At 74.6% G+C, this 13,756-nt stretch carries 1 protein-coding gene; it reads right to left on the bottom strand.

Annotated elements, in window-relative coordinates; all coding sequences use genetic code 11:
• Positions 1-29 precede the first annotated feature (29 nt).
• Positions 30-13,727 carry a type I polyketide synthase gene (locus PGH47_RS32135; RefSeq protein WP_271666276.1) on the bottom strand — a complete coding sequence of 4,566 codons (13,698 nt, stop codon included), beginning with the start codon at positions 13,725-13,727 and terminating at the stop codon, positions 30-32.
• Between the last annotated feature and the right edge of the window lie 29 nt (positions 13,728-13,756).

The following is a 13,756-nucleotide window of genomic DNA, read 5'->3' as shown; positions in this document are numbered from 1 at the left end:
TGGTTCGGTGTCGTCGTGGGCGGTCGTGGTCAGTTCAGGTCGTCGACGAGGGCGAACAGTTCCTCGTCCGTGGCCGAGTCGAGGTCGTCCTCCAGGGCGTCGGTCAGGTCGCCGGCCTCGTCGTCCCGGCCCCGGCCGGTGGCGCGGGCCGCGCTGTCGGCGGCGTCGAGGAGTTCCCTCAGCCGGGCGGTGATCCGGCCGTGGGCGGACGTGTCGACGGCGGCCGTCGCGATGGCGGCCTCCAGCCGGGCGAGTTCGGCGAGCACCGGCTCGTCCGGCGCGACCTCCTCGACCGTGAGCCGGTCGGCCAGGTACTGAGCGAGCGCCCTGGGCGTGGGCTGGTCGAAGACGAGGGTGGTCGGCAGCCGCAGTCCTGTCTCGCCGGCGAGCTGGTTGCGCAGCTCGACGGCGGTCAGGGAGTCGAAGCCGAGTTCCTGGACCGGCCGGTCGGCGTCTATCGCCGTGTGGTCGGCGTGTCCGAGTACGGCGGCCACCCTGCCGCGTACGAGATCCACCAGGGCCCGTTCCCGGTCGGTCGCGGACAGGACGGCGAGCCGCTCGGCGAGCCCCTGGCCTTCCGTACGGGTGGCGGGGGCGCCGTCCGTGGCGGCGGGTCGCTGAGCCCTGTTCACTCGGACGAGTCCGCTGAGGAGGGGCGGCACCTGGTCGCCCAGGGCGCGGATCGCCCGGGTGTCGAGCCGGGTGACGCCGAGGACGCTCTCGCCGGTGGCCGGCGCGGCGTCGAAGAGGGCCATCGCGTCGTCGGTGGCCAGCGGCAGCAGGCCGGAGCGGGCGAGGCGGCGCAGGTCCGCCTCGGCCAGGTGGCCGGTGATGCTGCTGGTCTCCTCCCAGAGCCCCCAGGCGAGGGAGGTCGCCGGGAGCCCGGCAGCCCGGCGGTGGGCCGCAAGCGCGTCCAGGAACGCGTTGCCCGCCGCGTAGTTGGCCTGCCCCGCCGTGCCGAGCAGTCCAGCGATGGACGAGTACAGGACGAACTCGCCGAGCCTCATGTCCCGGGTCAACTCGTGCAGGTGCCAGGCCGCGTCCACCTTCGGACGCAGCACCGAGTGCAGGCGGTCGGCGGTCAGGCCCTCCACCGTCACGTCGTCCAGCACACCCGCCGTGTGCACCACACCCGACAGCTCACCCACCTCGGCCAGCAACGCCGCCAAGGACGACCGGTCCGACACGTCGCAGGCGGCCACGGTCACCGAAGCACCCGCCGCCTCCAGCTCCGTACGCAACTCCCCCGCACCGGCAGCCGACTCACCACGCCGGCTCACCAGCACCAGCGACCGCACCCCGTGCACCCGCACCAGATGCCGAGCGACCACCGCACCCAGCCCACCGGTACCACCGGTCACCAACACCGGGCCCGCACCCCACGACACCGCGCCCTCGCCGGGCGTGGCCCGCCGCAGCCTGGGCACGACCAACTCGCCCGACCGCACCGCCACTTGCACCTCGCCCGAGGCGACGGCGGCCGTGAGGGCGGGCGTGTCCGTGGTGTCGACGTCCAGGAGCTGGATGCGGCCGGGGCTCTCGGTCTGGGCCGAGCGCAGCAGGCCCCACAGCGGGGCGTGCGTCAGGTCGGTGACGTCCTCGTCGGCCGCGGTGGCCACGGCTCCCCGGGTGACGACCACGAGGCGGGAGTCCGCGAAGCGTTCGTCCTGGAGCCACTCCTGCACCTGGGCGAGGGCCCGTTGCGTCGCCTCCCTCGCGCTGTCCGGCAGTGCGTCACCGGCGGGCGCGGAGGTGTGGGGGGTGAGGACCGCGGTGGGCGCGGGTTCGCCCGCGTCGACGGCCCGTGCCAGCTCGCCCAGATCGGCGTAGGAGCGGACCGTGCCGGGCGGAAGGCCGAGGTCCGACGTCGGGCCGACGACCGCCCAGGACGCGAGGTCGGGCGTGGTGTCGGGCGTGGCGCCGGTCGTGGCCGGCCGACTCCACTCCACCCGCAGCAGGCCGTCGTTGGAGCCGGTGTCCGCGGCGCGCAGCGACTCGGCGGACAGCGGGCGCAGGGTCAGGTCCGCCACGGTGGCGACCGGTGCGCCCGAGCCGTCGGCCACCGTCAGCGCGACGGACGTGGAGCCGCCGTCGACCGCGGGTGCCGCGGCTCCCGCGAGCCGGACCCGGAGCACGGACGCGCCGCCGGCCGTCACGCTCACGTCCGCCCAGGTGAACGGGAGCAGCGCCTCGCCCTCGTCACCGACGACTCCGGGCAGCAGCGGGTGCAGCGCGGCGTCGAGCAGTGCGGGGTGGAGGGTGAACCGGCCCGCCTCGGTACGGCGGTCGTCGCCGAGGGCGACCTCCGCGAAGAGGTCGTCGTCGGCCGTCCACAGCCGGCGCAGGTTACGGAACGCGGGCCCGTAGGCGTAACCCCGCTCGGCGAGACGCTCGTAGGCACCGGTGAGGTCGATCTCCCGGGCTCCGGCGGGCGGCCAGACGGTGAGCGCCTCCCCTGCGGTGGCGCCGTCGGCTCGCAGCGTGCCGTAGGCGTGCAGGGTCCAGGTGCCGTCGTGGGCGGGGTCGCCGTCGGGCCGGGTGTGGATGCGCAGCGGGCGTGTGGTGTCGGTGCCCTCGGCGCCGACGGACACCTGGAGGTGTACGCCGCCGCGTTCCGGCAGCACCAGGGGTGCGGCGAGGGTGAGTTCCTCGACCGTGGTGGCGCCGAGCTGTTCGCCCGCCCTGAGGGCGAGTTCGAGCAGTCCGGTGCCGGGCACGAGCACGGTGCCGGCGACGGTGTGCTCCGTCAGCCAGGGGTGCGTGCCGCGTGCCAGGCGGCCGGTGAGGACGTGTTCGTCGCGGTCGGCCAGCGGCACGGCGACGCCGAGCAGCGGGTGGTCGGCCGGTACGAGTCCGAAGCCGGCGGCGTCCGAGACGGTCGTCGGCGCGTCGAGCCAGTAGCGCTGCCGCTGGAACGCGTAGAACGGCAGCTCGGTCCCGCGGGCGCCGGGGAACACGGTGTCCCAGCGGACGTCGGCGCCACGCGCGGCAGCCAGTCCGAGGGCGGCGGCGAACACCTCGGTCTCGGGCCGGCCCCTGCGCAGGACCGGGGTCACGATCCCGGAGTCCGCCTCCAGGGACTCGGCGACCAGGGCGCTCAGCACCCCGTCGGGGCCCAGTTCCAGCCACTCGGTGACGCCCCTGGCCTCCAGGAGGCGTACGCCGTCCAGGAAACGGACGGCGGCGCGGATGTGGCGGGCCCAGTAGTCGGGCGAGGCGAGTTCCTCGGCCGTGGCCAGCTCACCGGTCACGTTGGAGACGACGGGGATGCGGGGTGCTCGGAAGGTGAGGTCCGCGGCGATCGCGCGGAACTCGTCCAGGACCTCCTCCATGTGCGGCGAGTGGAAGGCGTGGCTGACGGGGAGACGCTTGACCCGCGCGCCCCGCGCCTTGAACCGGGCGGCGAGTTCGTCGACGGCGTCGGCGTCGCCGGAGATCACCGTGGCGCGGGGTCCGTTGACCCCTGCGACGGCCACCCGGTCGCCGTAGGGGGTGAGCGCGGTGCGTACGTCGTCCTCGCCCGCCTCGACGGCCGCCATGGCGCCGCCCTCGCGTGCCGCCTGCATCAGCCGGCCGCGTTCGGCGACGAGGACGCAGGCGTCGGGGAGGTCGAGCACGCCCGCGAGGTGGGCGGCGGTGACCTCGCCGATCGAGTGGCCGAGCAGGAAGTCCGGGGTGAGGCCGTGGTGTTCGGCGAGCCGGAACAGCGCGGTCTCCAGGGCGAACATGGCTGCCTGGGTGAAGGCGGTCTGGTCGAGCAGCGCGGCGTCCGCGCTGTCCTCGGCGGCGAAGAGTACCGACTTCAGCGGGCGCATCAACTCGGGGTCCAGGTGGGCGCACACCTCGTCCAGGGCCGCCGCGAACACCGGGGAAGCCGCGTACAGGTCGCGGCCCATGCCGAGGCGCTGGGCACCCTGCCCGGTGAACAGGAACGCGGTACGGCCGCGTGGCGGCGCGGGAGTGCGCTGTGCCGCCGGGGTGGTCTCGCCGCGGCCCAACGCGGCCAGTCCGTCGAGCAGTTCGGCGCGGTGCCGGGCGACCACCACGGCCGCACGGCTGTGCCGGGCCCGGCGGGTGCCGAGCGACCAGCCGAGGTCCGTGAGGGACTGCTCGGGGTGCGTGTCGAGGTGGTCGTGCAGGCGTCGGGCCTGGGCGCGCAGCGCCGACTCGTCCCGCGCGGACAGCACGAACGGAACGGGCCCGGCAGGCTCCGACCGCTCAACGGCCTCCTCCGGCGACACGAACTCCTCGACGACCACATGCGCGTTCGTCCCGCTGATACCGAAGGACGAGACACCCGCACGACGCGGCACACCGTCCCGCGCGGCCCACTCCCGCGCCTCGGTCAGCAGTTCCACCGAGCCGGTACCCCACTCCACGAACGGCGACGGCTCATCCACATGCAAGGTCCGAGGCAGCACACCGTGCCGCATCGCCTGCACCATCTTGATCACACCACCGACACCCGCAGCGGCCTGCGCATGCCCGATGTTCGACTTCAACGACCCGAGCATTAGCGGCTGTTCACGATCCTGGCCGTACGTCGCCAGCAGCGCCTGCGCCTCGATCGGATCGCCGAGCCGCGTCCCCGTACCGTGCGCCTCCACCGCGTCCACATCAGCCGCCGACAGACCCGCCGACGCCAACGCCTGCCGGATCACCCGCTCCTGCGACGGACCGTTCGGCGCGGTGAGGCCATTCGACGCGCCGTCCTGGTTGACCGCGCTGCCGCGCACGACCGCGAGGACCTGGTGGCCGTTGCGGACCGCGTCCGAGAGGCGCTCCACGACGAGGAGGCCGACGCCCTCGGACCAGGCCACGCCGTCGGCGGCGGCCGCGAAGGACTTGCACCGTCCGTCGGGCGACAGGCCGCGCTGGCGGGAGAACTCGACGAAGACGTGCGGGCCGGCCATGACGGTCACGCCGCCGGCGAGGGCGAGCGAGCACTCGCCGTTGCGCAGCGCGTTCGCCGCGAGGTGCAGGGCGACCAGCGACGACGAGCAGGCCGTGTCGACCGTGACGGCGGGGCCCTCGAAGCCGTACGTGTAGGAGAGCCGGCCCGATACGACGCTGGAGAGGTTGCCCGCGAGCAGGAAGCCTTCGTACTCCTCGGGGCTCGCCGCGAGCCGGGACGCGTAGTCGTCGTACATGGCGCCGGTGAACACGCCCGTGTCCGAGCCGTGCAGGGCGGTCGGGTCTATGCCGGCCTGCTCGAACGCCTCCCAGGCGGTCTCCAGCAGCAGCCGGTGCTGGGGGTCCATGGCGGTGGCCTCGCGCGGCGGGATGCCGAAGAAGGCGGGGTCGAACCGGTCGGCGTCGTGCAGGAATCCGCCGTGCCGGACGTAGGAGGTGCCGGTGTGCGCGGGGTCCGGGTCGTAGAGGCCGTCCAGGTCCCAGCCCCGGTTGCCGGGGAACTCGCTGATCGCGTCCGTGCCTTCGGAGACCAGACGCCAGAGGTCGTCCGGGGAGGCGACGCCGCCCGGGTAGCGGCAGGCCATGCCGACGATCGCGATGGGTTCGTCGTGGTCGAGAGCGGTCCGCGTGGCGCGGGCCGGCGCCGGGGCGGCGGTGTCCGCGATACGGCCGAGCAGATGGTCGGCGACCGCGTCCGGCGTCGGATGGTCGAAGACGACGGTCGCGGACAGCCGTAGCCCGGTGGCGGCGTTCAGCCGGTTGCGCAGTTCGACACCGGCGAGGGAGTCGAAGCCGCTCTCCTTGAAGGCACGCTTGGGGTCCAGGCGTTGCGGGTCGGTGTGGCCGAGGACGCCGGCCACGATCCCGCGGACCAGGTCGAGTACGGTGTCGCGGCGCCGTTCCTGGGGCAGGGCGGCGATCCGCTCGGCCCAGGTGGTGCCTTCCGCGTCCGAGTCGGCGGCGCGGGCCGCCGTGCGGCGGGAGCGGGCCGGGGCCAGCTCCCGCAGCAGGGGCGAGGACTCCGCGCGCAGCGCACGTTGTTCGAGGACGACGGGGACGCGCAGTGCGTCGTCGCCGGTGAGGGCGGCGTCGAAGAGGGCCAGGGCCTGCTCGGGGGTGAGGGTCCTGATGCCCTGGCGCGTCCAGCGGGCGAGGTCGGCGTCGCCGAGGGTGCCGCCCATGCCGTGGGTGCCGTCCCAGAGGCCCCAGGCGAGGGAGGTCGCCGGGAGCCCGGCAGCCCGGCGGTGGGCCGCAAGCGCGTCCAGGAACGCGTTGCCCGCCGCGTAGTTGGCCTGCCCCGCCGTGCCCAGGAGGCCCGAGACCGACGAGTACAGGACGAACGCCTTGAGGTTCATGTCCCGGGTCAGTTCGTGCAGGTGCCAGGCGGCGTCCACCTTCGGACGCAGCACCGAGTGCAGCCGGTCGGCGGTCAGGCCCTCCACCGTCACGTCGTCCAGCACACCGGCTGTGTGCACCACACCCGACAGCTCACCCACCTCGGCCAGCAACGCCGCCAAGGAGGACCCGTCCGACACGTCGCAGGCGGCCACGGTCACCGAAGCGCCCGCCGCCTCCAGCTCGGCCCGCAACTCCCCCGCACCGGTGGCCGACTCGCCGCGCCGGCTCACCAGCACCAGCGAGCGGACCCCGTGTTCCGCCACCAGATGCCGAGCGACCACGGCACCGAGCCCGCCGGTGCCACCGGTCACCAGCACCGGGCCCTCGTTCCACGGCGCCCCACCCTCGCCGGGCACGGCCCGCCGCAGCCTGGGTGCCACCAACTCGCCCGACCGCACCGCCACCTGTGCCTCACCGGACGTGAGCGCGACGGACAGGAGCGGGTCGTCGGCGGATGCGTCCGCGTCGATCAGGACCACGCGGCCCGGGTGTTCGGACTGCACGGTGCGCAGCAGACCCCACAGCGGGGCCTGCGCCGGTTCCGGGACGAGGTCGCCGGGCGCGGCGGCCACCGCGCCCTGGGTGAGGACCGCAAGGCGGGCCCCGGTCAGTCGCTCGTCCGTGAGGTAGTCCTGCACGAGACGCAGGAAGACCTCCGTGGTGCGGTGGGCGGTGGCCGCGACGTCGATCTCTCCGTCGGCGACGGGGGCTCGGACGAGCAGCACGTCGGCCGTGCCGTCCGCGTCCGCGAGGTCGGACACCTCCACGATGTGCGGGGCGTCGCCGTCGGCCGCCGTGACCGGCGTCCAGTGCACGGCGTACAGGGCGTCGTGGAGCCTCGGTGCGGAGCGGAGCCGGTCCTTGGCGACCGGGCGCAGGGCGAGGGACTCCACGCTCATGACGGGCGCGCCCACGGTGTCGGCGGCGTGCAGCGCGTAGGTGCCGGATCCGCCGGGCTCGATCCGCACCCGCAGGGTGTCGGCGCCGCCGGCGTGCAGGGACGCTCCGGACCAGGCGAACGGCAGACGGATGGTGTCCGCCGCGGTGTCGTCCCCGGCGGCGTGCAGCACCACGGGGTGCAGGAGCGCGTCGAAGAGGGCGGGGTGCAGTCCGAACCGGTCGGCGCCGTCCTTGTGCGCGTCGGGCAGGGCGACCTCGGCGTACAGCGTGTCGCCCGCCTGCCACAGGCGGGTGAGGCCCTGGAAGGCGGGGCCGTAGGCGTAGCCGAGGGCGGTGAGGCGGTCGTAGGCGTCGTCCAGGGACACTTCGCCGGCGTCGGCGGGCGGCCACTGGCTCAGGTCGGGCCCGGTCCGCGGGGTGCCGCCGAGGGTGCCGGACGCGTGCCGCGTCCACAGCTGCTCGGCGGCGTCCGGACCGCTGTCCGGGCAGGCGTGGATCTCCACGGGCCGGCTGCCGGAGGCGTCCGGCGCGCCGACGGCGACCTGGACGCGTACGGCGCCCTGTACCGGCAGCTCCAGGGGGGCTTCCAGGGTCAGTTCGTCGATCTGGTCGATGCCGAACCGGCCTCCCGCGGCCAGCGCAATCTCCAGGAACGCGGTCGCGGGCACGAGGACCGTGCCGGCGACGGTGTGGTCGGCGAGCCAGGGCTGGTCGGCGACGGCGAGGCGGCCGGTGAGGACCAGCCCGTCGCTTCCGGCCAGCCGCATCGAGGCGTGCAGCAGCGGGTGCCCGGCCGGGTCGAGGCCCAGTCCCCGTGCGTCCAGCGGCCGTCCGGGCGCGAGCCAGTAGTGCTCACGCTGGAAGGGGTACGTCGGCAGGTCGATTCGGCGACCGGCGGTGTGGAAGGTCTCGGCCGCGAGCGGCGCACCGCCCGCCCAGGCCGCGGCGATCCCGGCGAGGAACGTCTCGGCCTCGGGCCGCCCGGCCCGCAGCAGCGGAACTACGGCCGCGTCGGCGTCGCCGAGGGCGGTGCGCGTGAGCGGGGCGAGCACGGCGTCGGGGCCGGTCTCCACGAAGACGGTGGCGCCGTGCCGGTGCAGGGTGCGGGCGGCGTCGACGAACCGGACGGGCCTGCGGATCTGCTGCGCCCAGTACTCGGGCGAGGTCAGCTCGTCCGGAGTGGCGAGCTCGCCGGTGACGGTGGACACGAGGGGGATGGCCGGCGGGTGGAAGGTGAGTTCCTCGGCGATCGCGCGGAACTCGTCCAGGACGTCGTCCATGTGCGGCGAGTGGAAGGCGTGGCTGACCTGGAGCCGGCGGGTGCGGCGGCCCCGGGCGCGCCACTGTCCGGCCAGTTCCTCGGCGGCGTCCTCGTCACCCGAGATCACGACGGAGTCGGGGGCGTTGACGGCGGCCAGGGCTACCCGGCCCGCCTTCTCCTCCAGGTCGGCGGCGAGTTCGGCCTCGGTGGCCTCGACGGCGATCATCGCGCCGCCGGTCCGTGCGGCCTCCATGAGCCGGCCCCTGGCCGCGACCAGCCGGGCCGCGTCGGCGAGGGACAGCACGCCCGCGACATGGGCGGCGGCGAGTTCGCCGATGGAGTGCCCGGCCAGCAGGTCCGGTGCCGTGCCGTGGTGGTCGAGCAGCCGGAACAGGGCGACCTCTACGGCGAACAGGGCGGGCTGGGTGTAGGCGGTGCGGTGCAGCAGCCGGCCGGGCTCGGTGTCCTCGCCGGCGAACATCACGCTGCGCAGCGGCAGTTCGAGGTGCTCGTCGAGGGCGGCGCACACTTCGTCGAGGGCCGCCGCGAACACCGGGGACGCCGCGCACAGGTCGCGGCCCATGCCGGCGCGCTGGGCGCCCTGCCCGGTGAACAGGAACGCGGTACGGCCCGCGCCGCCCGCGCTGCCTGTGACGACCTGCGCGCTCTCCTCGCCCTGGGCCAGGGCGGCGAGCCCGGCGAGGAGCGTGTCGGTGTCCGCGGCGGTGACGACGGCACGCTCGGGCAGAGCGGTGCGGGTGACGGCGAGGGAGGCGCCGAGGTCGGCGGAACGGACGCCGCTGTCGGCGACGAAGTCGTGCAGGCGTCGGGCCTGGGCGCGCAGCGCCGACTCGTCCCGCGCGGACAGCACGAACGGAACGGGCCCGGCAGGCTCCGACCGCTCAACGGCCTCCTCCGCCGACACGAACTCCTCGACGACCACATGCGCGTTCGTCCCGCTGATACCGAAGGACGAGACACCCGCACGACGCGGCACACCGTCCCGCGCGGCCCACTCCCGCGCCTCGGTCAGCAGTTCCACCGAGCCGGTACCCCACTCCACGAACGGCGACGGCTCATCCACATGCAAGGTCCGAGGCAGCACCCCGTGCCGCATCGCCTGCACCATCTTGATCACACCACCGACACCGGCAGCAGCCTGCGCATGCCCGATGTTCGACTTCAACGAGCCCAGGAACAAAGGACGTTCACGATCCTGGCCGTACGTCGCCAGCAACGCCTGCGCCTCGATCGGATCGCCGAGCCGCGTCCCCGTACCGTGCGCCTCCACCGCGTCCACCTCGACGGAGGTGAGACGGGCGTCGGACAGGGCGTCGCGGATGACGCGCTGCTGGGCGGGGCCGACCGGGGCGGTCAGGCCGTTGCCCGCGCCGTCCTGGTTGATGGCGCTGCCCTTGATGACGGCGAGGACGCGGTGGCCGTGCCGCCGGGCGTCGGACAGGCGCTCCACGACGAGGAGGCCGACCCCCTCCGCCCACGAGGTGCCGTCCGCCGAGGCGGCGAAGGACTTGGAGCGCCCGTCGGCGGCCAGGCCGCGCTGGCGGGAGAACTCCACGAACATGCCGGGCGACGACATGACGGTGGCGCCGCCCGCGATGGCGAGGTTGGTCTCGCCGGTACGCAGCGAACGCACCGCCATGTGCAGGGCGACCAGCGAGGACGAGCAGGCCGTGTCGACGGTGACGGCCGGGCCGAGCAGCCCGAGCTGGTAGGCGATGCGTCCGGACATGACGCTCGGCGTGGTGCCGGTGAGGAGATGTCCTTCGACGGTGTCGGGGGCCTCGTGCATCCGGGGGCCGTAGTCGAGGGTGGTGGCGCCCACGAACACGCCGGTGCGGCTGCCCTTGAGGGCGGTGGCGTCCAGGCCGGCGCGCTCGACGGCCTCCCACGCGGTCTCCAGGAGGAGGCGCTGCTGGGGGTCCATGGCGAGGGCCTCGCGGGGCGAGATCCCGAAGAACTCGTTGTCGAACAGGGCGGCGTCGTGCAGGAAGCCGCCCTCGCGGACCGTGCTGTGCCCGCCGTTGGCAGGGTCGGCGTCGTACAGGTCGGCGTCCCAGCCACGGTCGCCGGGGAAGCCGGATATGGCGTCCCGGCCGTCGGCGACCAGGTGCCACAGCTCCTCCGGGGAGGTGACACCGCCCGGGTAGCGGCACGCCATTCCGACGATGGCGATGGGTTCGTGTGCCAGGTCGGGGGCTGTGCCGACGGGGTCCTCGGCGCCGGTGTCGGGGCCGGCGAGCAGGGTGGTGAGGTGCGCGATGAGGGCGGCCGGGGTGGGGTGGTCGAAGAGCAGACCGCTGGGCAGCTTGAGACCGGTGGCGGTGGCGAGCGCGTCGCGCAGTTCGACGGTCATCAGGGAGTCGAAGCCGAGGTCCTTGAACGCGGCCTGCTGGTCGACGCGTTGGATGTCGGTGTGCTCCAGGACGGCGGCGACCTGCTCCAGGACGAGGGCGGTGGCGTCGGGGGCCGGTGCGCTGAGCGGCCTGTCGGCTGCGGGCAGGGCCGGTGCGGCGACCGGCGTGTCGGCCTCCGCCGAGGGCAGGGCCGGTGCGACCGGGCCGTCGATCCAGTGGCGCTCGCGCTGGAAGGCGTACGTGGGCAGCGGGACGCGGCTGCCCGGACCGTCGGCGTGCACGGCGGCCCAGTCGACCGGCGTACCGCGGACGAAGGCGGCGGCGATGCCCGTGAACAGGGCGCGGACCTCGGCGCGTCCGGCGCGGAGCGTGGCGACGGCCGAGGTGGCGTCGGTGTCGTCGGTGTCGTCGGTGTCGTCGACGCTCGCGGCGGCCAGCGCGGTCAGGACACCGTCGGGGCCAAGTTCCAGCAGGGTCGCGGCGCCCAGGTTCTCCAGGGTGCGCACGGCGTCGAGGAAGCGCACGGGGCTGCGTACCTGCTCGACCCAGTAGTCGGGCGAGGTCCACCGGCCCGGCTCGACGGCGGTGCCCGTGACCGTGGAGACGGCGGGGATCCGCGGCTCGTGGAACGTCAACCGCCCCACCACGGCCCGGAACTCCTCCAGCATCGGGTCCATGAGCGGGGAGTGGAAGGCATGGCTGACGGTGAGGCGGTGGGTCTTGCGGCCCAGCACGGCGAGCTGCTCCGCGACGGCGGTGACGGCGGCCTGCGCGCCGGAGACCACCACGGAACGGGGTCCGTTGACGGCGGCGATCGCCACCGGTGCGTCCTGCGCCGCGAGCAGGGGCGCTACCTCGTCCTCGGTGGCCTGTACGGCGATCATGGCGCCGCCGGCCGGCAGTTCCTGCATGAGCCGGCCCCGGGCGGCGACGAGCCGGGCGGCGTCGTCGAGGGACAGCACACCGGCTACGTGGGCTGCGGCGATCTCGCCGATGGAGTGCCCGGCGACATGGTCGGGGGTGACGCCCCAGGAGGTGACGAGGTGGTACAGGGCGACCTCGACGGCGAACAGTGCGGGCTGGGTCCAGGCGGTGTCGTCCAGGCCGGTCCCGGAGTCCACCACCTCGGCGAGGGGGCGGTCGAGGAACGGGGCGAAGGCCCGGCACACCTCGTCGAAGGCGTCGCGGAACGCCGGGAAGGCGGCGCGCAGTTCGCGTCCCATGCCGGCGCGCTGGGCGCCCTGGCCGGTGAACAGGAAGGCCGTCGTGCCGGGGCGGACGGCGCCCGTGACGAGCTGTGCGGCCGGTCGGCCCTCGGCCAGCGCCGTCAGGCCGGCGACCATGGCGGCGCGCTCGTCGGCGAGGACGACGGCGCGGTGGTCGAAGACGGTGCGGGTGGTGGCCAGGGACCGGCCGATGTCCTCGGGGCGCGGTTCGGGCGCCGCGGTGACGGCGGTGCGCAGCCGGCCGGCCTGGGCGGCGACGGCGGCGGCGTCACGGCCGGAGACGATCCAGGGCAGCAGGGCGCCTTCGGGAGCGGCGGGTCGCGGCCCGGCCGGCGGCGGGGCCGGTGCCTCGCCCAGGACGACGTGGGCGTTGGTGCCGCCCATGCCGAACGAGGAGACACCGGCGATCAGCGGCCGGTCGGCGGCGGGCCACTCGCCGGTCTCGCGCTGCACCTCCAGACCGAGGTCGGCCAGCGGGATCGCCGGGTTCGGGGTGGCGAAGTTGAGGCTGGCGGGCAGCCGGCGGTGCCGCAGCGCCAGCAGGGTCTTGATCAGGCCGACGATGCCGGCGGCGCCCTCCAGGTGGCCCACGTTGGTCTTCGCGGACCCGACGCGCAGCGGGGCGCCCTGCGCGCGGGCGGCGCCGAGTACCGCGCCGAGGGCGGCGGCCTCGATCGGGTCGCCGACCGGGGTGCCGGTGCCGTGCAGTTCGACGTACTGGACGGCGTCGAGGTCGAGGCCGCTCCGGTCGTACGCCTCGCGCAGGACCCGCTCCTGGGTCTCCTGGCCGGGCACGGTCAGGCCGGGCGTCGAGCCGTCGTTGTTGACGGCGCTGGCGTGGATCACACCGAGGACGTCGTCGCCGTCCGCGAGGGCCCGGGACAGCGGCTTGAGGACGACGGCGCCGCCGCCCTCGCCGCGCACGAAGCCGTTGGCGCGGGCGTCGAAGGCGTACGTGGTGCCGTCGGGCGAGAGCCCGCCGAAGCGCTCACCGGCGACCGCGGCCTCGGCGAGGATGTTGAGGTTGACGCCGGCGACGACGGCGCCGTCGGACTCGCCGGAGCGCAGGGACTCGCAGGCCAGGTGCACGGCGACGAGCGAGGAGGACTGGGCCGAGTCGACGGTGAGGCTGGGGCCGCGCAGACCGAGGTGGTAGGAGACGCGGTTGGCGATCACACCGCGGTTGACGCCGGTCATGGTGTGCTGGGTGACGGTGCGGGCGCCGTGCTGGTAGAGCAGGGCCGCGTAGTCGTCGCGCAGGGTGCCGACGAAGACGGCGGTGCGGCTGCCGCGCAGAGTGGCCGGGACGATGCCGGCGTTCTCCAGTGCCTCCCAGGCCAGTTCGAGAACCAGGCGCTGCTGCGGGTCCATGACGCGTGCCTCGCGCGGGGCTATGCCGAAGAAGCCGGCGTCGAAGGTGTCGACGCGGTCCAGGAAGCCGCCGTGGCGCAGCCCCGGCCCGGTGTCTTCGGGCGCGGTCCGCCAGCGGCCCTCGGGAACCGGGGTGATCGCGGAGGTGCCGGTGCTGAGCAGTTCCCAGAATTCCTCCGGGTTTCCGGCTCCGGGCAAACGGCAGGAAAACCCGACGACCGCGATTTCCTCGCTCTGTGCACGGCGCGTCCCGATCGATTCGGACTGGTGCTGATACGTCATCGCGCTCGACTGCCCTTTCCGGCCGAATT

The sequence above is a fragment of the Streptomyces sp. HUAS 31 genome, from assembly GCF_028198125.1.
Classification (GTDB): domain Bacteria; phylum Actinomycetota; class Actinomycetes; order Streptomycetales; family Streptomycetaceae; genus Streptomyces; species Streptomyces chartreusis.
This window is presented reverse-complemented; position numbering and strand designations above follow the sequence as displayed.